Consider the following 21,097-nt stretch of genomic DNA (forward strand, 5'->3'; position numbering starts at 1 on the left):
CTCAGTCGCCCTCGCCCTGGGGCGGCAGGTCCTTGACGACCTGCGGGTCGTTCTCGGTCAGACCGACCTTCGCAGCGCCACCCGGCGACCCCAGCTCAGCAAAGAAGTCGGCGTTGATCTGTGTGTACTGGCTCCACTGCTCCGGCACGTCGTCTTCGTAATAGATCGCTTCGACGGGGCAGACCGGCTCACAGGCCCCACAGTCGACGCACTCATCGGGGTGGATGTACAGCATCCGGGCACCCTCATAGATGCAGTCGACCGGGCATTCCTCGATGCATGCCTTGTCCTTGATGTCGACGCAGGGCTCGGCGATCGTGTACGTCACAGACATCTCCTCCATGTACTGCGTGTGGGCTGCGGTTCGGCTCGCCGCGGCGCTCCGGCCGCGTCAGCGCAAGCATTCGGTTACTGATACTAGACGTTGCACATACACGTCAACCACTCGGCACCCCGCCGGTTCGCTAACGTGTCGGGGCCGGGCCGGGTGCGGCGGCCCCTGCGGCATTTCACCGAGGGCGAACACCCACGTATAACGCCCTGACCTGCGCATAGTTACGATTAGAAGTTCCTGTGCGATAACGGTTGCGATAGAAGATTGCTCACGGGGCCTGGTAGCCTCGACCGCAGACGGCAACCGTTGGGCAATGTCGTCGCCGTTTTATCGACGGTGCATTGAATGGGGAAGGTGTCCACAGAATGGTCAGGCTGTCGTTAACCAAACTTGCCGCCGCCGCTGGAGGCGTGGCATTCGCGTTGACGGCCGGCTCGGGGATCGCATCCGCGGATCCCCTGGATCCGGTCGTCAACACCACCTGCAACTACGGCCAGGTGATGGCCGCGCTCAACGCGACGGACCCGGCGGCTGCCGCGCAGCTCACCGCGTCGCCGATCGCGACGAGCTACCTGCGCCAGTTCCTGGCCTCGCCGCCGCCGAAGCGGATGCAGATGGCCCAGCAGATCCAGGCCATGCCGCAGGCCGCGCCGTACTTCAACGACGTGATCGCGGTGGCCGGGAGCTGCAACAACTACTGAGCGCGCCAGCGCGTCAGTAGCCGCTGAGCAGTCGGCGCACCTGGCCCAGCAGTTCGGGGCCGGCGTCGCTGCAAATCCGCGACGGGTTTCCGGGGCGGCGACCCCAGAGCAGTAAAACCCTTGCGGCGGAGTCGGTTTCGAGGATGGCCGGGCCTTCGGGCCCGGCCATTCCGATTGAGGTCTTTTCGGCGTCGGCGGTGACCACCACGTCGTCGCTGCCGAAGACGCGCAACCGCGCCTCGATTCGCTCGCCCGGTTCCAGCGACTTGGCGCCCTTGGCGAGCAGCGGGCGTCCCACCGCGACGACGCTGTGCGTCGTCATCCAGGGCTCGGCGAGCCGGGCGGCGAACCCGGTGTCCTCGTCCCCAGTGATGTCCCAGCCGTGCAGGACGAGTTCCTCCCGCATGTGCTCGGCGAACCAGGGCACCTTCATGGTGCGTCCGGTCCAGGCGACGTCGGTGTCGGCGGGAACGCTCTCGGCGGCGGCCGCGACCTCGTTCAGCGTGGTCATCCGGTCGTGCAGCGCGTCCCAGAGGTCCGAGTCGTTCATGGCGCGCAGCGGGGCCTCCCGTTCCTCGAAGCCGCGCGTGCCGACGGGTTCGCCCTCCAAGTGGGCTCCCAGCACCCGGGCGAGCTCCTCGGCGTTTCCGGCCTGATGGATGACGATGTCGCGCACCGTCCACGCTTCGCACCAGGTGCCCGACTCAGGGCGGCGCCGCTGCACCGCGTCCAGGAAGGGCTGCCATTCCGGGAATCGGTCTTGATCGATGTGTTGCTTCACGGCCTCGGGTATACCCGCGGCCACCGACAGCTACGCGGCGAGCGGGGCGTACGTAGTGGTGCGCTGACGCGCCGGGCGGCCGATGCCCTCGGCGATCGCGGCCAGCTCCGCCGCGGTCTTCGACGACCCGTGTTCGGACCCGGCCATCCGCGAGATGGTCTCCTCCATCAGCGTCCCGCCCAGGTCGTTGGCGCCGCCGTTGAGCATCACCCTCGTACGTTCGACCCCGAGCTTGACCCAGCTGGTCTGGATGTGAGAGATGCGGCCGTGCAACATGATTCGCGCCAGCGCGTGCACCGCACGGTTGTCCCGATGGCTGGGCCCCGGGCGCGCCGCGCCGGCCAGGTACAGCGGCGAGTTCTGGTGCACGAAAGGCAACGGGACGAACTCGGTAAAACCGCCGGTGCGGTCCTGGATGTCCCGCAGCACGTTGAGGTGGCCCACCCAGTGCCGCGGGGTGTCAACGTGGCCGTACATCATCGTCGACGACGACCGCAGGCCCACCTCGTGCGCGGTGCTGACGATCTCGATCCACAACGAGGTGGGCAGCTTGCCCTTGGTGAGCACCCAGCGCACCTCGTCGTCCAGGATCTCCGCGGCGGTGCCGGGGATGGTGTCCAGGCCGGCCTCGCGCAGGCTGATCAGCCACTCGCGAATGCTCAACCCGCTCTTGGTCACACCGTTGGCGATCTCCATCGGCGAGAAGGCGTGCACGTGCATCGAGGGCACCCGGGCCTTGACGGCGCGCACCAGCTCGGCGTACCCGGTCACCGGCAGTTCGGGGTCGATCCCGCCCTGCATGCACACCTCGGTGGCACCCTCGACGTGCGCCTCCCAGGCGCGGTCGGCCACCTCCTCGGTGGACAGCGAATAGGCGTCGGCGTCGCCCTTGCGCTGGGCGAACGCGCAGAAGCGGCAGCCCGTGTAGCAGATGTTGGTGAAGTTGATGTTGCGGTTCACCACAAAGGTCACGTCGTCGCCGACGGCGTCGCGGCGCAGCGAATCCGCCAGCGCGGCAACCGCTTCCAGCGCCGGGCCCTCGGCCGTCGCCAGCGCCAGATACTCCTCGTCGGTGCACCCCGCCGGGTCGCGCTCGGCCGAGCGCAGTGCGGCGAGCACGTCGGTGTCCAGGCGTTCTGGCGTTTTGGCGCCCTGCGCCGCCAGCTCGTGCACGTGCGCGCGGATCGATTCCCAATCGCCGAACGCGCTGTCGAGGTCGCTGCGGGCCGCGGTGTTGCGGCCTTCGGTGTCGATCGCCGCATTGAGGTCGACCCGGCCGGCGGACTCCACGTCGTCGGGCTCCTGCCACGGCATGCCCACCGGGTTGACGTCCCGGGCCAGGCCGGTCGCCGGGTCCGCCAGCGCCAGCACGTGTCCGCGCACCCGCGGGTCGATCCACGCCGCGCCGGCCTGGACATACTTGGGCTGCGCGGTCAGCCGCTGCACCAGGTCATACCCGCCCTCGGCGGTGACCGCGGCCAGCTCGTCCAAGGCGGGCCAGGGACGTTCGGGATTGACATGGTCGGGCGTCAACGGCGAGACGCCGCCCCAATCGTCGACCCCGGCGCGGATCAGGGCCAGGCACTCCTCGCGCGACACCAGGTTGGGCGGCGCCTGGATGCGCATGCCGGGGCCGAGCACCAGCCGCGCGACCGCCACCGTCGCCAGGTAGTCCTCGATCCCGGCGTCGGGGAACGCCGCCATCGCGGTGTGCTCCTTGGCCCGGAAGTTCTGCACGATCACTTCCTGGACGTGCCCGAACTCCTTGTGCGACTTGCGAATCGCGTGCAGGGTGTCCGCGCGTTCGGCGAGCGTTTCGCCGATGCCGACCAGCAGCCCGGTGGTGAACGGAATGGACAGCCGCCCGGCGTCGGTCAGGGTGCGCAGCCGAACCGCCGGGTCCTTGTCCGGGCTGCCGTAGTGCGCAAGCCCTTTCGTCTCGAAGAGCCGCCGCGACGTCGTCTCGAGCATCATGCCCATCGACGGCGCCACCGGCTTGAGCCGCGACAACTCCGACCAGCTCATCACGCCAGGGTTCAGGTGCGGCAGCAGCCCGGTTTCCTCGAGGACCCGGATCGCCATCGCCCGCACGTAGGACAGCGTCGAGTCGTAGCCGCGTTGGGCGAGCCACTCCCGTGCCTCCGGCCATCGGTCCTCCGGCCGGTCGCCGAGGGTGAATAGCGCTTCCTTGCAACCGAGTTCGGCCCCGCGGCGGGCGAGGTCGAGTATCTCGTCGGGCTCCAGGTACATGCCGGCGCCCCGCGCGCGCAGCTTGCCCGGGACGGTGACGAACGTGCAGTAATGGCAGCTGTCGCGGCACAGGTGGGTGACGGGGACGAACACCTTGCGCGAATAGCTGATCGGCAGCCGCCCGCCCGGTCCGCGCCGCCCCGCCGACTCGAGGCCCGCGTCGCGCACCCGCGCCGCGCTCGCGCACAGATCGGCGAGGTCCTCGCCGCGCGCGGTCATGGCGACGGCCGCCTCCTCGACGTTGAGCGCGACCCCGTCCCGGGCCCGCCGCAAAACGCGCCGCAATGCCGACGCGCTGGCCTTGGGCGGAACGACGGGGCTAGGCAGCGCGGTGGGCGCCGGAGGCTCCGGTGTCAGTGGCACGTTGGTGTAACTTCCCCACGATCGAATTTCATCCGGCTCGGCCCAACCTGTGCAGCTCTGGGCGGCGGTGCCATATGCGCAACAGTAGCGCCAGGCTCTCGCCGGTCTGCGGTCGACATCCCGGCACCGCGGCCCCCGCGCGGGGCTCCTTAGTTAAGTGTTTGACGAACTTGCCCGCCGGCCAGCAGCGATCGAGATAGCATCCGTCCTATCCAGGGAGGTACCGAATGTCGTTCCTATTCGCCACCCCGGAGGCGCTGGCGGCAGCGGCTTCGGACTTGGCTGGCATTGGTTCGACCATCAACAGCGCCAGCGCGGCGGCGGCGGCCCCCACATCCGCGGTCGCGGCCTCGGCGGCCGACGCGGTGTCGGCCCAGGTCGCGGCGTTCCTCTCCGAGCACGGGCTGGGATATCAGCAGTTCAGCGCGCAGATCGCGCAGTTTCACGAGCAATTTGTCCAGACCTTGAGCTCCGGCGCGAACGCGTTCGCGGCGGCCGAGTCCAGTGCCGCGCAGAACCTCGCCGGTGCGGTCAACGCGCCCGCCGCGGCGCTGCCCGGGGCCGCGGAGAGCCTCGCCAGCGCGGTGAATGCGCCGGCCGCGTCGCTGCTCGGCGGCGGTGGCGGCGGCGTCGCGGGCGTCGTCGGCGGCGCCGTGGCCAATGCGGTGAACCGCGTGGAGAGCGTCGTGGCCGGCTCCAACTTCCTGGGCGGCGCCGGACTGGTGGGCGGGGGCGGTGTCGCCGGCATGGTCGGCGGCGGCCTGTCCGCCGCGGTGAACCAGGTCGAGAGCGTGGTGGCCGGCTCCAACTTCCTGGGCGGCGCCGGCCTGCTCGGCTCCGGTTTACCGGGTGGCCTTTCGGCGCTCGCCGGTGAAGCCGGCGCGCTGTTGCCGACCGGCGGCATCCGCGCCCTCACCGCGGCCAGCGCGCTCGTCACACCGGCCGCCATGACCAACGCCGCGGTCGTGCCGGCGGCGTCCGGGTCGATCGGCGACGCCATCAAGGCCGGGTACCTACTCGCCGAGCCGTATGTGCAGTACGGTTTCGACCTCGCCGCGTACGCGGTCGGTTACCTGCCCTACGTCGGCTGGCTGGCCCCCCAGATCTATTTCCTCTACGACCTTTTCGAGCCCATGGTGCAGGCCGGCCTGTTCAACACCATCGACTGGCTGCAGGGCAGCATCAGCTTCGCTCAAGGGCTGGCCAACTTCTGGGATGCCACCACGGCGTCGATCAACCAGTTCATCAACACCGAGATCTACTGGGCGCTCAGCTTCCTCCCGCCGCTGCCGCCGTTGCCGCCGTTCTTCCCCTAACCCGGGTCGTCAGCCGCGCAGGCCGCGCCGGAACAGCACCCACACCGGCGGCGCGACACCCAGCGCGATCAGGACCAGGGCCCCGTACGCCATCAGTCCCCGCCCGCCCAGGATCACGTCGTCGCCGGGACCGCCCATGCTCAGCACGGCGACCGTCAGCAGCCACGTCCACAGGGGCAGCGCGGCCACCCGCGCGGAGCGGGTCCACAGCCCGGCGGCCCACACCAGTGCCGCGTTGACGAGCCCGCTGACCAGCGCACTGATGGGGAACGGAATCGAACCTATATAGGAAGGAAGCAGCATCGCGCCGGCCAGTGCCGAGAGGATCCCGTCCACAGCCAGCAGCGCCAAAACGACGAAACGAATCGCCGGATCCGTGGCGCCGCCGTCCTGGATGGAAGCGGCGCGTGGCTTGGTTTCGGTCAGGTCGGGACGCTGTCGACGTTGGCGAGTATCGAGCCGATGACCCACTGCAGACTGTCGAGCCGGTCCTGCCAATGCTGCATATTGGGGTCCAGGTCGGGGTCCATGCGAATTCCTTCCGTGGCTGCCTGTTTGGCAGCCTACCGCGTTGCGGCCGCGGTCAAACCGAGTCCCGCGAGCAGGTCCGTCTCCCATCCGCGCCCGTCGCGCTCCCCTGCGGAGCCTTCCACCAGCACGTAGTGCTCGTCGGGCAGGATGGGCAGCGCGAAGTTGTTCGACAGCGCGAGGGCGCGGGCCGTCGGGCCGACGACGAGCTGGGTTTCGTGGGCGGCCAGGGCGGCGATCTTCGCCGCGAGCGCATCCGGGGCGGCCTGCACGACGGCGTCGATGTCGGCATCCGCGTATCCGAAGTCGAACTCCTCTTGCGGCGGGACCATCCAGCCGGGCAGCAGGTCTTTCCGATCGAGCTCCCGCCAACCGGCCTGAAACGCGCTCGCGGCCAGGACCGTCCAGTAGAACTTGGGCACCGCCCAGGGCTCGCCCGGGTAATCGTCGGTGGCGGCGGCGGCGACCGCGGCGGTCGTGACGGTGTGGGTGTGGATGTGGTCGGGATGGCCGTAGCCGCCGTTGGGGTCGTAGGTCACGACGACGTGGGGGCGCTGCTCGCGGATGACGGCGACCAGTGCGCCGACGGCCTCGCGTTCGTCGGCGTCGATGAACCTCTGCCGACCCCGCGGCGGGGTGCCCTCCATCCCGGAGTCGCGCCAGCGGCCCGCGCCGCCCAGATAGTGGGGCGCGTCGACGCCCAGCGCCCGCAACGCGGCCGTGAGCTCGCCGATCCGGTAGCCGCCCAGTTGGTCCGCGCGGTCGACGGCGAGCCCGGCCCATCGGTCGCCGATGACCTCGCCCTCCTCACCGAGCGTGCAGGTGACGACGCGGACGTCCGCCCCGCGGGCGGTGTAATGCGCGATGGTGGCGCCGTTGGCGAGGCTCTCGTCATCGGGATGCGCGTGGACGAACAGCAGCCGTGGAGTCTCGGGCATGCAGGCACCCTACCCCCGTCTCGCCGAGGCTCGGCGAATAGGAACGCGGGCGGCTACTATCGAGAAATGCCGCAGCTAACCCAGGGCCGGAGCAGCGTCCGGAGCCGCCGACGTGGCGAGGTGCTCGAACGTGCGCTCTACGAGGCCACGCTGGTCGAGTTGGCCGAAGTCGGCTACGGCGGGCTGACCATGGAGGGTATCGCGGCGCGGGCGCACACCGGCAAGGCGGCGCTGTACCGGCGCTGGTGCAGCAAGCACGACCTGGTGCACGCCGCCCTGGTCTACGCGCTGCCGCCGACGCCCGAGCCGCGCTCCGGCCGGTCAGCCAGGGAGAACCTGCTGACAATGTTCACGTCGCACCGCGACATGTTGGCCGGAAAGACCACCTTTCCCGGCATGTACGTCGTCCAGCAGCTGCTGCACGAACCGGAGATGCGCACCATCTTCGCCGACGCCGTGGTGGCCCCGCGCCTGAAGGTAATCGAATCGATCCTGCAGGCCGCCGTCGAGGACGGCGACCTCGACCCCGCCACGATCACGCCGCTGACCGCGCGCGTCGGACCGGCGTTGATCAACCAACACTTCCTGCTCACCGGGGACCCGCCGAACCGGCGCGAACTGGCGATGGTGGTCGACACGGTGATCCCGCCGCGGGCGGCTCCCCAGGCCTAGGCCATGAAAAGTCCGGCGAAGTCGGCACCGGCGGCCAGGGTCTGGTCGAAGATGCCCTCCAGCCCGCCGATGTTGCCGCCGTTGAACACCTGCGCACCGGTACCGGTCAGGACCGTTCCGACCGCCGGGAACTGCACACCGCCCACGAAGCTGTTGATCGTTTGCTCGCCGGTGAGCAGCAACAGGTTGGGGACGTTGAACAGCCGGTTCAGCCCGCCGTTGAATGCGGTGTTGGTCCCGAATGTCGCTGTCTCCCAAGCCACTTCGTTGCTCACCAGGTTGGCGTTGAAAGCGGCCTCGGACGGAATCAGGTTGGACAGGAAGTTGATCTGACCCGACGCCAAACCCTGCAGACCCGCCGTCGGCGCCGCCACCAGCGCCACGCCGAGGTTTGGCACCCCGGCGACCAGCGACCCGTTCAGCGCCGCGTTCAGTGACGCCTGCAAGCCGGCCGCGTTGATCCCCGCTGTCAACGCGGCCTGCAGGGCGCCATTGCCGGTCAACGAGGTCGCCACCCCGCTGATGACGTTCAGGTCCCACAGGAACTTGGTGTCCAGGGCGCCGAGGAACCCGCCGAGCGTGCCGCCGGCGATCAGGTTGCCCGGCGCGCCGACGGCGAGGCTGGCCAGGATGGCGCCGCCGGTTGGAAGCTGCGCGCCCAAGATGCTGTCGAAGGTCACCTCGCCGGTGCCCAGCACCAGGTTCCAGAAGTTGAAGAAGTTGTCGATCGAGCCGCCCAACGCGCCGGTGCCGCCGAAGAGCGCCGTCTCGAGCGCTGTCTCCTGGGCGACCAGGGACGTGTTGAGGCCGAGCTCGTTGGTGATCAGCGACGTGTTGAAGCCGACCTCCATCGCCTGCAGCTGGGTCAGGAACGCGGGCACGTTGGGCGCCGTCAACAGCACCTGCCAGGGCGCGACCAGGTTGGCCAACAGCGTGGGAAGCCCGGCGAGCCCGAGGCTGAGGCCGCCGTTCAAGGCGAGGTTCAGCTGAGCGCTGAGCCCGTTGAGCCCGGCCATGATGTTCACGCCCAGGCTGGGGCTCAAGCCGAGCGCACCGCCCAGCGCGTTGAGCGCGACGGTCAGGTTGGCCGGCAGGGTGAGGCCGCCCGACAGGGCCGGCAGCCCGGCGCTCAGGTTGGCGATCAGCGACCCGCCGGTTTGCAAGGCACCGGACAGGGCGGCGCCGAGGCCCGACAGGCTGCCGCCGAAGCCGCCCGAGAGCGCGGCGTTGATGGCGCCGTTCAGCCCGGCGAGCCCCCCGGTGAGGCTGGCCTGGAGGCCGGGGAACCCGGCGGTCAGGCTCGTCACCAGCGCACCGCCCGTCTGGGCCAATCCCGACAGCCCACTGCCGATGTCCGCCGCCAGGGTGGCGCCGAGTGGCCCGAGGCCGGAAAGGCCGCCGCCGAGGCCAGCCGACAGCGCGGCGTTGATCGAGGCGCTCAGGCCGCCAAGCCCGCCGCTCAGGCTGGCCACGAGGCCCGGCAACGCGAGGCTCAGTCCGCCGGCCAGCCCGGCGCCGAGGTTCGCCGCCAGCGTGTTGCCCGCCTGGACCAAGCTCGCGAGGCCGGTGTTGAAGCCGGTCGCCAAGGCCGCACCGAGCGGCACCAGGCCCGAAAGGCCGCCGCTCAAACCGCCCGACAGCGCGGCGTTCAGCGAAGCATTCAGCCCCGACAGCCCGCCGCTCAGGCTGGCCTGCAGCCCGGGCAGCGCGGCGTTGAAGCCGCCCGCCAGCCCCGACAGCCCGGTGCCGATGTTCGTCGCGATCGCGCCGCCGGTCTGCGCCAGCGCCGTCAGTCCGCCGTTCACGTTGGTCGCGATCGCCGCGCCGAGCGGCGCCAGGCCGCCCAGGCTGGCGCCCAAGCCCAAGTTGCCCGACAGCGCGGCGTTGAGCGAAAGCCCGATCGCGTTGATGTCGGCGCTGAGGCTGGCCGCCAGCCCTGAGATCCCAGCGCTCAAGTCGATGCCAAGCGCGGGGACCGCGCTCGCCAGCGTCTGCACGACGTTTACCTCGGCGGCCGCATAGGCGCCTGCCCCCGCGCTCAAAGTTTGAACGAACTGCTGGTGGAATACCGCCGCCTGCGCACTGAGTTGCTGGTAGCCCGCGGCGTGCGAGGAGAACAATGCGGCAATTTCCGCCGAAACTTCATCGGCGGCCGCGGGTAGCAGTCCCGTCGTCGCCACCGCGGCCGCGGAGTTGGCCGAACCGATGGCGGCCGCAAGGTTCGCCAAATCCGTTGCGGCATCGGCAATCAGCTCTGGCGCTGCGATGAGAAATGACACTTCGACCTCCCCGATTCACCCCACGTGACCGCCGGCGACCGTTTTCCCGAGCAGCCGTTCAGCGATGGCCGCAGCGTATCGAAATGGTGTTGTGAAAACGTTTGTTTGCACGAACTGGCTTTGCAGGTATTGAATTCGGCGAGCCGTAATTAATTCGTTACCTTTTTTTGGGACGGCGGTATTAGATACCCATTTTTTGGAAAATGATTGTTTTCAATACCAAATAAATGGCGCCTAGGGCCCGGTTTTGATCCATTGGCCGGCGTCTCCGACGATGCCGACGGGAACCGCGCCGGACAGGCTGACGTTTTGCACGCTGGGGCCGGCCGCGACGATCGTCGTGTCCTGCAGGATCGGCAGCACCGTGGACATGTTCCACAGCCGCGGCTCCACCGCGGTGATCACGTCGTTGATGCTCTTGGTGCCGTTCAGCGCGGCGTCGATGTTCGACTGGATGCTGCGGTCGCAGATTCCGGTGAGGTTCGACGGCGCCTGCACCAGGGCGCCGGGCTCGGGTGGGCGGCTCGGCGGTGCCGACGTCGGCGTCGTGACGGTGGTGGCGGGCGCGGTGGACGGCGTGGGCCCGGCCGCGGGGGTGGTCGTGGCCACGTTCGAGGTCGGGACCGTCGTCGTCTGCAGCGCGGGGCAGCCGTAGCGCGAGGCCAGCAGCGTCGCCAGGTTGCCCCCGGCCCGGTGCCAGCCGACGATCGCGTCGACAGAGTTGTTGTTCAGCGCGTCGCGGTACAGCGTCACCGGGTCCAGCGCCAGCACCGTCGCCGCGATGCCGACGTTGCGCAGCTGGTCGGCGGCGGTGTTGGCCACCGCGACAGAGGTCGGGTCGTTCGCCGCCACCCCGATGATCAGCGACAGCTGCTGGCCGTCCTTGCTGATGCGGCCGCGGGTGACCTCCGGCGGCCCGGTGCTCGCGGGGGTCGGTGCCGGCGACGTCGACGTGTTGGGCTCGACCTTGTATCCGGAGCTCTCCAACAACGCCAGCGCGGCGGGCGTGGTCATCGCGGGCGGCGCGGTCGGCTCGTAGCCGGGGTCGCTCGGCGAGCGGATCTGGGCCTGGTCGAGCGTGACCGTGTTGTCGCTGCCCGCGCCGACGGCCGCCAGCAGATCGACGTCGAGCAGGCCCAGGATCGCCTTGCGGACCTGAGTGTCGGACAGCTTGGACTCGTTGGCGCGCAGCGTGAGCTGCATGACCCGCGGCGTCACGATCCGCGCGGTGCGCACGTCCGGGATGGCTGACAGCTGCGCGAAGGCCGCGGAGCCGCCGTGCACCTGGGCGACCTGGGTGTCGCCGTTGCGCACGGAATCGGCCAAGGCGGCCGGCGCGCCGGCCCGGCGGAACAGGATCAGTGCGGGCTTGGCCGGCGGTCCCCAGTAGCGGTCGTTGCGGGCGATCAGGATCTCGTCGCGCTGCGGGTCGATGCTCTCGACCCGGAACTGGCCGCCGGTGACCGGCAGGGCCCGTGCCAGCCCGGCCGCGAATCCGCCCGGCACGTCCTTGACGATGTGGGCCGGCAGGATGTTGCTGAACAGCTCTTTCCACGCCGGATACGGTTGCGCGAACGTGACGACGGCCTGCTTGCCGCCCTCGAGCGACTGCACCCCGGTGATGAGGTCGTATCCGGCCGGATCGACGACCCCGGGCTGGCTGACCATTTGGCGCCACAGGTACCAGAAGTCGTCGGCGGCGATGGGCGCGTTGTCGGTCCACTGCGCCTCGGGCCGGATCTTGTAGGTCACGGTGAACGGGTTTTGGTTGGTCACGTCCGCGGACACCAACAGGGTCGGGTCCATCTCCCAGCGCGACCCCGTCGGCGTGGCGGGATCCGGCACCGGCCGAAACGCGCTGGGCAACACCAGCGCGCTGATCGCCGCGTTCACCGGCGACAGGTCGCTCAGCAGGTGCGGGTTGAACCCGGCGCCGATCGAATCGATGCCCATGATGATCTGGGTGGGCCGCTGCGGCGGCGGCGCCGAATTGTGCGGGGTGTCGGTGCTCTGGGGCGCCGGCGGCGGGTTGACCGTGCACGCCGCCAGCACCAGCCCGACCAGCGAGACCAGCACGCCGACCCTCAGGAACAGGCGGCTGGCTCGTCTCGGCACGCCCATCAGGGTATCGAGCACCTGCTCAGCAACCCGGCCAACCACGCCCGTGACGCGGCCCGGCGCCAAGCCGCTAGCCCCGCGCCTTGGCCCGCGCCCGGCTGCGGGCCCGGGAGGGGGCGTCGAGCTCGACCTTGCGCACCCGCACGATCTCGGGGGTCACCTCCACGCATTCGTCGGGCGCGCAGAACTCCATGGCCCGTTCCAGGTCGAGCTCCAGCGGCTTGGCCAGCGTCTCGATGACGTCCGCGGTCGACGACCGCATGTTCGTCAGCTTCTTCTCGCGCGTCACGTTGATGTCGAGATCCTCTGGGCGCGGGTTGATTCCGACGACCATGCCCTCGTAGGTGTCCTGCCCGGGCTCGACGAAGAACTGGCCTCGGTCGGCGAGCTGGATGAGGGCGAACGGCGTGATGGTGCCCGACCGGTCGGAAACCAGCGAGCCGGTGTGGCGGGCCCGGATCTCCCCCGCCCACGGGCGGTAGCCGTCGAACACCGCGTTGGCGATGCCGGTGCCGCGGGTCAGGGTGAGGAAGTCGGTGCGGAAGCCGATCAGGCCGCGGCTGGGCACGACGAAATCCATCCGGACCCAGCCGGCCGCGTGGTTGGCCATCTCCTCCATCCGGCCCTTGCGGCCGGCCATCAATTGGGTGATCGCGCCGACGAATTCTTCGGGGCAGTCGATAGTCATCGCCTCGAACGGCTCGTGCAGCTGACCGTCGATGGTCTTGGTGACCACCTGCGGCTTGCCGACCGTCAGTTCGAAGCCCTCGCGGCGCATCTGTTCGACCAGCACGGCCAGGGCGAGCTCGCCGCGGCCCTGCACCTCCCACGCGTCGGGCCGGCCGATGTCGACCACCCGGATCGACACGTTGCCGACCAACTCGGTATCCAGCCGGCCGCGGACCATCCGCGCGGTCAGCTTGTGGCCGGACACCTTGCCTGCCAGCGGCGAGGTGTTGGTGCCGACCGTCACCGAGATCGCCGGCTCGTCGACCGTGATGCGCGGCAGCGCGTGGGCGTGGTCGGGATCGGCCAGCGTGTCGCCGATCATGATCTCGGGGATGCCCGCCACCGCCACGATGTCGCCGGCGATCGCCTCGTTGGTGGGGCTGCGCTCGACGCCCTCGGTGGCCAGCAGCTCGGTGATCTTGGCGCTGGTGATCACCGGCACCCCGTCGACCTCGCGCATCCAGGCGACCTGCTGGCCCTTGCGCAGCTTGCCGTTGTAGATGCGGATCAGCGCGAGCCGGCCGAGGAAGGCCGACGCGTCGAGGTTGGTCACCAACGCCTGCAGCGGCGCCTCGGGGTCGCCCGACGGGGGCGGGATGTGCTCCATCAACACGTCGAACAGCGGGTCGAGGTTGTCGCCGGCCGGCACCTCGCCGTCGGCCGGCTGTTCGGTGCTCACGATTCCCGCCCGCCCGGACGCGTACAGGGTCGGCAGGCCCAGGGCATGCTCGGCGGCCTTGGCCGCCTCGTCGTCGAGGTCTGACGCGACGTCGAGCAGTAGGTCGTGGCTGGCGTCGACGACCTCGGCGATGCGGGCGTCGGGCCGGTCGGTCTTGTTGACGACCAGGATGACCGGAAGATGCGCGGTCAGCGCCTTGCGCAGCACGAACCGGGTCTGCGGCAACGGCCCCTCGGAGGCGTCGACCAGCAGCAGGACGCCGTCCACCATGGACAGCCCGCGCTCCACCTCGCCGCCGAAGTCGGCGTGCCCCGGGGTGTCGATCACGTTGATGACCGTGACCGTCCCGTCGCTGTTGTGGCGGTGCACGGCGGTGTTCTTGGCCAGGATGGTGATGCCCTTTTCCTTTTCCAGGTCACCGCTGTCCATGATGCGTTCCTGGGTGTCGTCGCCGCGGTGATGCAGCGCCCCGGATTGCCGCAGCATCGCGTCGACCAGGGTGGTCTTCCCGTGGTCGACGTGGGCGACGATGGCGACGTTGCGGAATGGCACGTCGGTGATTCTGGCAGCGGGGGCCTCAGATAGCGAACCGGCCGCTGCCCGACCGCTTGACCGCGCTGAGTGTGCGGTGGCGGCGTTGAGTGTGCGGTGGCGGCGCGTGCGGTCGGCGTGTCGTCACCGTCAGCGCACACACGACGCCCTGAGCGCGCTTTCGATCACAGCGCTCGAACGAGGTCCGGTAGCCAGCCGCGATCGGCCGGGACCCAGTCGATGTCGTGTAGTTCCGCGGCGGTCACCCACCGCAGCGCCCGATGGTCTCGCGGGTGTGGCTCACCGCCAAGGAGCCGGACGTGATACGCCCGCAGCGTCATCGTTTCGTTCAGCGGAATGTCGGCGCCCAGGCGGTCGCCCACCACAAGGTCGCCGCTCTCGAGGCCCAACTCCTCCACCAACTCTCGGGCCAGCGCGTCACGTTCGGTTTCACCGGGTGCGACCTTGCCGCCGGGCAGTTCCCAAAGGCCGGCCAACTCGGGCGGCCGGACTCGCTGCGCCACCAAAACCTTGGAGCCGGAGATGATCGCTGCGGCGACGACGATCCGGGTCGGCATGGCCAGTGACGGTATACCGTGGGGCGCGGCTCGCCGGAGGGGCCACCGTCCCGGGAACTGCTTCACGCACCGAGCGCGTTGCTCCGAATCGAATTCCCTTGGGGCACAACGCCTGTATTACGGTTTGAGCGCCAAAGTGGAATACTCGAATGCGTCGGTCACGACCTCTACGGGGCACTTTCTGAGAATCGGGGTTGGCAATGATCACCGAAACCGCAACGACGTTCGGCCGCACGTTCAGGGGCTACGACCCGGCCGCGGTCGATGCCTACATCGAGATGTTGCTCACCAAGCAGAAGTTGCTGATCGACGAGGTCCAGAGCTTAAGAGCCCAGCGAAATGAATCCGGCGACGAAGCGGCCGCGCTGCGCATCGAAGTCGCCTGTCTCAACGACGAGGTCGCCATGCTGTCGGACACCTCACCGTCGCCCTACGCGATGCAACACCGGATGGCGAAGATGCTGCGGCGGGCGATCGATGAGGTTTCCCGGATGCAGGCCGAGGCGCGAGCCGAGGCCGACGCCCTGATCGCGGCGGCCGAGGCCGAGGCCCAGGCCGCGCAACGGGAGCACCGAGAACTGTTGGCGGACATAGCCTTACAGCAAAGTGCGCTAGAAGCGCAGTGCGCGGAAACCAAGAAGAATGTCGACGCCGAAGTCGCCGGGAGGCGCGCCGAAGCCCAATCGTCGATCGATCACGCGTGGCAGGAAGCCCAGCAGCAACGTGAGCAGCTCCTCGCCGACGCAAGGCAACAAGCTCGTCTCGTCCATGAGCAGGCCCGGCAAGCGGTGACCGAGGCGAACCAGCAGCGCATCATGATCCTGGAAGAACTGATGGGCATTGCCCGCGACCTGCAAGCGGTTCCGGCCAGCCTGGAGTCCGCCTATCAGGAACTGAGGAATCCGCCGGAGGCCAGCGTCGTGGTGCCCTTGGACCAGAGAAGTCAAGCGCCGGCCGGCCCCGCCGTAGCCTCGTAGGTGAGCACCGTTCCCATCCCAGACGAGAGGACGCCTCCGGCATGGCTGTGTTAACGGATGAGCAAGTAGACGCCGCACTGCCCGAACTCAACGGATGGGAGCGTGCCGACGGCGCCCTGCGCCGGTCGATCAAGTTCCCGTCGTTTCTGGACGGCATCGACGCCGTGCGCCGGGTGGCCGAGCACGCCGAGAGCAAGGATCATCATCCGGATATCGATATCCGTTGGCGGACAGTGACTTTCGCGCTGGTCACGCATTCCGAGGGTGGCATCACCCAGAACGACGTCGACATGGCGCGCGACATCGACGGGATCGTCGGCGGCTAAGCCGTCGGCTCGGCGCGTCGGCCGGATGCCGCGATCCAGATCAGCGTCGCCACCGCCGCCACGATGTAGACCAGCCCGGCCCAGGCCAGGTACCAAGGCCGGCTGATCTGCCAGATGGTCGGTTGCGCGAAGCTGAGCAACCACGGCACCCCGACGATGGTGAGCGCCAACCAGCCCCAGCCGACAACGCGAGCGCCGGGCCGCTCGCGCGCCGGCCCGTGGATCACCCAGATCATCAGCGGCACCAGCCACACCCAGTGGTGCGTCCACGAAATCGGCGAGAGCAACAGCCCGAACAGCTCGACCACCAGCAACTTGCCCAGCCGATCGGTGGGGTCCAGCGCCCGCCAGGCCAGGACGGCCAGCACCGCCGTCACCGTGACGGCCCCCAGCACCAGCGGACCGAAGCCGGCGTCGTGGCCGAGGATCCGCGAGATGCCACCGCGCCAGGATTGATTGAACGACGTGGCGATCGGCCCCACCCGGTGCGCGTCGCCCAGCAGATCGGTGAAGTAGTAGCGGGCCTGGTCGCCGACGACCAGAACCGACACGCCCACGGTGGCCAGGAAGACGACCGCCGAAAACACTGCCGCACCCCAGCGCCGAACGCCGAGCAGGTACACGCCGGCGATCGCCGGCGTCAACTTGATCCCGGCCGCCACGCCGACCAGCAACCCCGATAGCCACCAGCGCGTCGTCCAGGCCGCCCACAGCACCGCCAGCATGAGCAGCACGTTGACCTGGCCGTAGTCGAACGTGCTGCGGAGCGGCTCGATCCAGATGGTGACCGCCGTCCACAGCATCGCGACGCGGTGACCCGCCCCCGCGGGCACACCCATCAGGCGCTGGCTCAGCCGGATCGCGCCGTACAACGCGGCGATCGTCGCCACCTGCCACAGGAAGGCCACCAGCGCAAACGGCAGCAGGTGCAGCGGGTAGAACACGACCGCCGCGAAGGGCGGATAGGTGAACGGCAGCGGGAAGTCCGGCGTCTGGTCGGCGTAGACGTAGCTGTACAGGGTGCCGGGATGGTCGAGGGCGGCGGCGCCGCCGAGGTAGACGTGCAGGTCGACGAAGTTCGCGCCGTTCGGCGCCAGGTACGTCCAGGCGAGTCGCGCCGCGACGCTCGCGATCAGCAGCGCCGGGGCCGCCGCCCGCCGCCGGGTGCGGGGTGCCGCCTGGGCGGCCGGGATGGTGTCTATCCGCCCGACTTTAGCCATCGCCCGGTGTTCTGTGGGCCGCCCGGTCACCGCCGTCACTCGTATCGGTAACGATCGAATAAATGCCACACGTGTCACTTGAGTCACACCAGTATCAACGTAACTTCGGGGCCGAACCCATCATCGACAACCAGGGAGAGTCATGCCAACCATCTGGACCTATCTGCGAGCGGCCGCCGTCTTGGTCGGTTCGTCCGCCGCCCTACTGACGGGCGGGATCGCCCACGCCGACCCCGTCCCCGCGCCGCCGGTGCCGAACATTCCGCAGCAGCTGATCAGCTCGGCGGCCAACGCGCCTCAAATCCTGCAAAACCTCGCGACCGCCCTCGGCGCCACCCCGCCCGCGGCGCCCGCTTCGCCGGGCATCACGTTCCCGGGACTGCCCTCGGCGACGTCGCCCGTGTCGCCTTCGGCGGGCGTCCCGTCCATTCCGGGGCTCACCCCGCCCGCCGCGGCGACGGCCCCGGCGGCGACGCCGACCATCCCGGGCCTCGGTTCGCTCCCGGGCCTGGCCCAGACCACCCCGGCGGCGCCCGCCGTTCCGGCGGCCCCGTCGATTCCGGGCCTGCCCGCCATCCCGGGCCTGTCCTCGCCGGCGGCTCCCGCCGCCCCGGCGACACCGCAGATCCCGCAGGCGAAGGTGGACATGCCGGCCCTGCCGTCGGGCCTGCCGGTCAACGTGCCCGCGCAGCTGACGATCCCGCAGGATCTGCAGGCGCTGGCCACGGGTCAGGCCCCGGCGGCACCGGCGGCACCGGCCGCACCGGCGCCCGCCAGCCCGATGTCGCCGCTGCTTTCGGCCCTGCCCTGAGCAGCTCGATACCCAACTGAACCGCCACTAGCCAGGACCGGAGGACATCGTGGCAACCACTAGGAATCTGTCCAAGGGTTTGGCCGCTGTTGTCGTGGCGTCGGCTGCCGCGTTCGGGTTATGCCCGAGCGCGGCGGCCGACCCGGCGGCGCCGCAGCCGACACCGCAGCCGAACTCGACCCAGCAGCTTCCGGGCCTGCCCGCCCTCTCGGAGCTGAGCCCGATCATCCAGCAGGCGGCGAGCAATCCGGGGCAGGCGACGCAGCTGCTGATGGCCGCCGCCCAAGCGTTCACCCACAATCCGACGGCGCCCGCCGAATCGAAAAACGTTGCGGCGTCAGTGAATAAGTTCGTGGCTGAGCCGGGGTCTCCGGGCGCCGCCCCGGCCGAGACCGCGCCGGCGCAGCACGTGCCGCCGTTGGGCATCGAGCCCGGGCTGCAGTCGCACCTGCCGCCGGGGATCGATCCGGCGCGCGCGGCGGGCCCCGGGCCCGTTGCCGCACCGCCGGCCGCCCCCTCCGCGGCCCAGTCCGCGCCGATGCCGCCCGCCGCGACGCCGGGTACCGAGCCCGTCGCGGCCACCGCGCCGGCGCCGCCGGCACCAGCCGCGGCCCCGGCCCCCGCGCCGGCACCCGCCGCAGCCCCGGCCCCCGCGCCGGACGCGGCACCCGCTCCTGCACCGGCTCCGGCGCCGGGCCTGGGCCCTGACGCCCCGCCCACGCAGGACTTCATGTATCCGTCGATCGGCACGAATTGCCTTGCGGACGGCAGCAGTTCGATCGCGACCGCGCTGTCGGTGGCGGGGCCGGCCAAGATCCCGACGCCGGGACCCGGGCCGGGCCAGACCGCCTACGTGTTCACCGCGGTCGGCACACCGGGGCCCGCCGAGGTGCAGAAGCTGCCGTTGAACGTCACCTGGGTCAACCTCACCACGGGCAAGTCCGGGACGGTCGCGCTCAAGCCGCGCACCGACATCAATGGGGATGGGCCGACGACGCTGACGGCGATCGTCGACACCGGCTCGGGCAGCATCATGTCGACGATCTTCGGGCAGGTCACCACCAAGGAAAAGCAGTGCCAGTTCATGCCCACGATCGGTTCGACGGTGGTGCCGTAGCTCTAAGCGTTCCAGCCGGGCGCGCGGCCGAGGTGGCCGAGGATGCGGTCGAGGTCGCTCGCGCCGTCGGGCGCGGTGACGGCCGGGCCGAACGGGGCGCCGTCCGTCGCGCGGTACTCACCATCCGGAATCGCGAACACCAGCGGTAGCACGGCGGCCACCACGTCATCCGGAAGCGCAAAGGGGGCGCCGATGCTCTGCGCGACGTCCCAGCCGTGCACCACGTAGTCCACGAAGTGGAAGCCGATCGCGATCGCGCCGGGGAAGGCCGCCCCCGGCCCGAAATCGGGCAACGAGAAACTCGCGTCGAGCACGCCGTCGGCGGCGAAAGCGTCGAGCACGTCGGCGGCGGCCGCGGCGTAGGTGCCGCCGGGGTCGGCCGCGACCGCCTCGACCACGCGGTCCGCCTGCCAAACGGTCGCGCTGTCGCCGTGGCCCCGGGCGGCCGCGGCGAACCCCCGATGCTGCGCGGTCATGTGGGCGAGCAGGTCCAACAGGTCCCAGCCCGCGCAGGGCGTCGGCCGGGACAGGTCGTCGCGCGTGACGCCCGCGACGACGTCGACGGAAGCCTGTACGGCGGCGCGGTGGAACGGTCGAACATCGGAAATAGTATGCATTCGTAGATCGTATGCGTGCGCATATTATCCGTCAACGCTACGCTTCCAGCATGGCGAGGGCGAGGCGTCCCGATCTCGCGGCGATGATGGGGCCGCTGGTCCGCGAGATGATGGCGGCCGAGGTCCCGGTGCTGGAAGCACACGGGTTGTCGATGTGGGGCTACATCGTGCTGAGCGCGCTCGATCGCTCGCCGGTGCGCAGCCAGGCCGCGCTCGCCGGGGCGATCGGCGCCGACAAGACGCGCATCATCCCCACGCTCGACGACTTGCAGGACCGGGGCTATATCGAGCGCCGGCCCGACCCGGACGACCGCCGCGTGCGCCTGCTTGAACTCAGCGAGGCGGGTCGGGCCGCGAAAGATGCCGCGCAGGAAGACATTCAGCGCGGCGAAGAGCGCTGGCTCGGGAGGCTGTCCGCCGAAGACCGTCGCCTGTTCCTGCGCGTCCTGCAGCAGCTGTCGGCGACGGACGGCGGCTAGCTAGTACGCCATGAACAGGATGGCGTCACGGTCGTACTCGAGGCCCGGGTGGGCGCTCGCGAGGTGAGCCTGGGTGAGCTCGACCAGCTCGTCCTCGTCCTTACCCGTGATGGCTTCGCCGCACGGACACGTGATGTGTGTCTTCACGTTGCCGCCTTTCCCTTCGCTGCTGCCTTCATCTGCTTCTTATACGACCGCACCTGTCCAAGGGAATGGGCGTCGACGATGTCGGCGACGGACAGGTGCGTGCCCGCCTTGCCGAAATCGCCGGCCGCCTCGCGCCAGCCCGTCGGCGTCACGCCGTACTGCTTACCGAGCAACGCCAGGAAGATCTTCGCCTTCTGCTCGCCGAAACCGGGCAGCCCCTTGAGCCGGCGCAGCAACTCCTTGCCGTCCGGCTGACCGGCCTTCCACAGTCCGGCGGCGTCGCCGTCGTAGTCATCCACGATGATCTGCGCCAGGGCCTGGATGCGCTTGGCCATCGACCCCGGGAAGCGGTGCACCGCAGGCCTTTCCGCGCACAACGCGGCGAACTTGTCCGGGTCGTAGGCGGCGATCTCGCCGGCGTCCAGGCCGCCCATCCGGTCCGCGATCTTCTTCGGTCCCGCGAAGGCGGTCTCGAACGGCACCTGTTGGTCCAGCAGCATGCCGATCAGCAACGCGAACGGGTCGTCTTCCAGCAGCGCGTCGGCGGCCGGATCTTGGGCAAGCTGCAGTCGCGGCATCAACACAGTCTAGAACTGCGAAGCGGAG

Annotated in this window: 21 protein-coding genes; 8 read left to right on the forward strand and 13 right to left on the reverse strand. The window is 69.8% G+C overall.

The genetic code is table 11. From position 1 onward, the window contains the following. Position 1 precedes the first annotated feature (1 nt). A complete protein-coding gene (fdxA, locus tag AWB92_RS24230; RefSeq protein WP_068132416.1) occupies positions 2–328 on the reverse strand; it encodes a ferredoxin in 327 nt (108 codons plus the stop codon). A gap of 371 nt (positions 329–699) precedes the next feature. On the opposite strand from fdxA, the gene AWB92_RS24235 reads away from it, so the two are divergent. Continuing rightward, a complete protein-coding gene (locus tag AWB92_RS24235; RefSeq protein ID WP_085190185.1) occupies positions 700–1,035 on the forward strand; it encodes a hemophore-related protein in 336 nt (111 codons plus the stop codon). 13 nt (positions 1,036–1,048) lie between these two features. Here AWB92_RS24235 and AWB92_RS24240 read toward each other — a convergent pair whose 3' ends face one another. After that, positions 1,049–1,816: a maleylpyruvate isomerase N-terminal domain-containing protein gene (locus tag AWB92_RS24240; RefSeq protein WP_085190187.1), complete on the reverse strand. Its 768-nt coding sequence runs from the start codon at positions 1,814–1,816 to the stop codon at positions 1,049–1,051. 30 nt (positions 1,817–1,846) lie between these two features. Next, the gene (locus AWB92_RS24245; RefSeq protein ID WP_173817483.1) at positions 1,847–4,423 is read right to left on the reverse strand and encodes a bifunctional FO biosynthesis protein CofGH; all 2,577 of its coding nucleotides are present in this window, start codon (positions 4,421–4,423) and stop codon (positions 1,847–1,849) included. A 233-nt stretch (positions 4,424–4,656) separates the two neighbouring features. On the opposite strand from AWB92_RS24245, the gene AWB92_RS31155 reads away from it, so the two are divergent. Continuing rightward, positions 4,657–5,745, forward strand: coding sequence for a PE family protein (locus tag AWB92_RS31155; protein WP_085190191.1), 1,089 nt, complete (start codon positions 4,657–4,659; stop codon positions 5,743–5,745). A 9-nt stretch (positions 5,746–5,754) separates the two neighbouring features. Here the strand turns inward: AWB92_RS31155 and AWB92_RS24255 are convergent, their stop codons facing one another. Together AWB92_RS24255 and mshB are read right to left on the reverse strand one after the other, a co-directional pair. After that, positions 5,755–6,216: a hypothetical protein gene (locus AWB92_RS24255; protein WP_068103087.1), complete on the reverse strand. Its 462-nt coding sequence runs from the start codon at positions 6,214–6,216 to the stop codon at positions 5,755–5,757. A 92-nt stretch (positions 6,217–6,308) separates the two neighbouring features. Next, positions 6,309–7,211, reverse strand: coding sequence for an N-acetyl-1-D-myo-inositol-2-amino-2-deoxy-alpha-D-glucopyranoside deacetylase (mshB, locus tag AWB92_RS24260; protein WP_085190193.1), 903 nt, complete (start codon positions 7,209–7,211; stop codon positions 6,309–6,311). A 66-nt stretch (positions 7,212–7,277) separates the two neighbouring features. On the opposite strand from mshB, the gene AWB92_RS24265 reads away from it, so the two are divergent. Further along, positions 7,278–7,883 (forward strand): TetR/AcrR family transcriptional regulator, encoded by a 606-nt coding sequence (locus tag AWB92_RS24265; protein ID WP_085190195.1) that lies wholly within the window; start codon positions 7,278–7,280, stop codon positions 7,881–7,883. Here AWB92_RS24265 and AWB92_RS31160 read toward each other — a convergent pair. From AWB92_RS31160 to AWB92_RS24285, 4 genes are all read right to left on the reverse strand, one after another. Next, the gene (locus AWB92_RS31160; RefSeq protein WP_277622329.1) at positions 7,880–10,162 is read right to left on the reverse strand and encodes a PE family protein; all 2,283 of its coding nucleotides are present in this window, start codon (positions 10,160–10,162) and stop codon (positions 7,880–7,882) included. The genes AWB92_RS24265 and AWB92_RS31160 overlap by 4 nt on opposite strands. A gap of 234 nt (positions 10,163–10,396) precedes the next feature. Next, positions 10,397–12,283, reverse strand: coding sequence for an ABC transporter family substrate-binding protein (locus tag AWB92_RS24275; protein ID WP_173817484.1), 1,887 nt, complete (start codon positions 12,281–12,283; stop codon positions 10,397–10,399). Positions 12,284–12,350: 67 nt separating this feature from the next. Further along, on the reverse strand, positions 12,351–14,240 hold the full coding sequence (typA, locus tag AWB92_RS24280) for a translational GTPase TypA (protein WP_085190202.1): 1,890 nt from the start codon (positions 14,238–14,240) through the stop codon (positions 12,351–12,353). A 164-nt stretch (positions 14,241–14,404) separates the two neighbouring features. Beyond that, positions 14,405–14,797 carry a (deoxy)nucleoside triphosphate pyrophosphohydrolase gene (locus AWB92_RS24285; protein ID WP_085190204.1) on the reverse strand — a complete coding sequence of 131 codons (393 nt, stop codon included), beginning with the start codon at positions 14,795–14,797 and terminating at the stop codon, positions 14,405–14,407. Between the two features lie 200 nt (positions 14,798–14,997). Between AWB92_RS24285 and AWB92_RS24290 the strand changes: the two genes are divergently transcribed. Together AWB92_RS24290 and AWB92_RS24295 are read left to right on the forward strand one after the other, a co-directional pair. Then, positions 14,998–15,774, forward strand: a complete 777-nt coding sequence (locus AWB92_RS24290; RefSeq protein ID WP_085190206.1) for a DivIVA domain-containing protein — start codon at positions 14,998–15,000, stop codon at positions 15,772–15,774. 41 nt (positions 15,775–15,815) lie between these two features. Next, complete coding sequence (locus tag AWB92_RS24295; RefSeq protein ID WP_067151040.1) at positions 15,816–16,100, forward strand: 4a-hydroxytetrahydrobiopterin dehydratase; 285 nt, start codon at positions 15,816–15,818, stop codon at positions 16,098–16,100. Here the strand turns inward: AWB92_RS24295 and AWB92_RS24300 are convergent. Further along, positions 16,097–17,320 carry a mannosyltransferase gene (locus AWB92_RS24300; RefSeq protein WP_085190336.1) on the reverse strand — a complete coding sequence of 408 codons (1,224 nt, stop codon included), beginning with the start codon at positions 17,318–17,320 and terminating at the stop codon, positions 16,097–16,099. The two genes, AWB92_RS24295 and AWB92_RS24300, sit on opposite strands and share 4 nt — an antisense overlap. 142 nt (positions 17,321–17,462) lie before the next feature. Between AWB92_RS24300 and AWB92_RS24305 the strand changes: the two genes are divergently transcribed. Together AWB92_RS24305 and AWB92_RS24310 are read left to right on the forward strand one after the other, a co-directional pair. Beyond that, complete coding sequence (locus tag AWB92_RS24305; protein ID WP_085190208.1) at positions 17,463–18,131, forward strand: hypothetical protein; 669 nt, start codon at positions 17,463–17,465, stop codon at positions 18,129–18,131. Positions 18,132–18,180: 49 nt separating this feature from the next. Next, positions 18,181–19,248 carry a hypothetical protein gene (locus AWB92_RS24310; protein ID WP_085190210.1) on the forward strand — a complete coding sequence of 356 codons (1,068 nt, stop codon included), beginning with the start codon at positions 18,181–18,183 and terminating at the stop codon, positions 19,246–19,248. A 2-nt stretch (positions 19,249–19,250) separates the two neighbouring features. Here AWB92_RS24310 and AWB92_RS24315 read toward each other — a convergent pair whose 3' ends face one another. After that, a complete protein-coding gene (locus tag AWB92_RS24315; protein WP_085190212.1) occupies positions 19,251–19,865 on the reverse strand; it encodes a TIGR03086 family metal-binding protein in 615 nt (204 codons plus the stop codon). A gap of 50 nt (positions 19,866–19,915) precedes the next feature. Between AWB92_RS24315 and AWB92_RS24320 the strand changes: the two genes are divergently transcribed. Beyond that, positions 19,916–20,344, forward strand: coding sequence for a MarR family transcriptional regulator (locus AWB92_RS24320; protein ID WP_085190213.1), 429 nt, complete (start codon positions 19,916–19,918; stop codon positions 20,342–20,344). Here the strand turns inward: AWB92_RS24320 and AWB92_RS24325 are convergent, their stop codons facing one another. Together AWB92_RS24325 and AWB92_RS24330 are read right to left on the reverse strand one after the other, a co-directional pair. After that, positions 20,345–20,491 carry a DUF1059 domain-containing protein gene (locus AWB92_RS24325; RefSeq protein ID WP_068103058.1) on the reverse strand — a complete coding sequence of 49 codons (147 nt, stop codon included), beginning with the start codon at positions 20,489–20,491 and terminating at the stop codon, positions 20,345–20,347. Continuing rightward, positions 20,488–21,069 (reverse strand): HhH-GPD-type base excision DNA repair protein, encoded by a 582-nt coding sequence (locus AWB92_RS24330; protein WP_085190215.1) that lies wholly within the window; start codon positions 21,067–21,069, stop codon positions 20,488–20,490. The genes AWB92_RS24325 and AWB92_RS24330 overlap by 4 nt, the downstream gene beginning before the upstream one ends. Positions 21,070–21,097: the final 28 nt, after the last annotated feature.

Source organism: Mycobacterium sp. IEC1808, assembly GCF_002101935.1.
Classification (GTDB): Bacteria; Actinomycetota; Actinomycetes; order Mycobacteriales; family Mycobacteriaceae; genus Mycobacterium.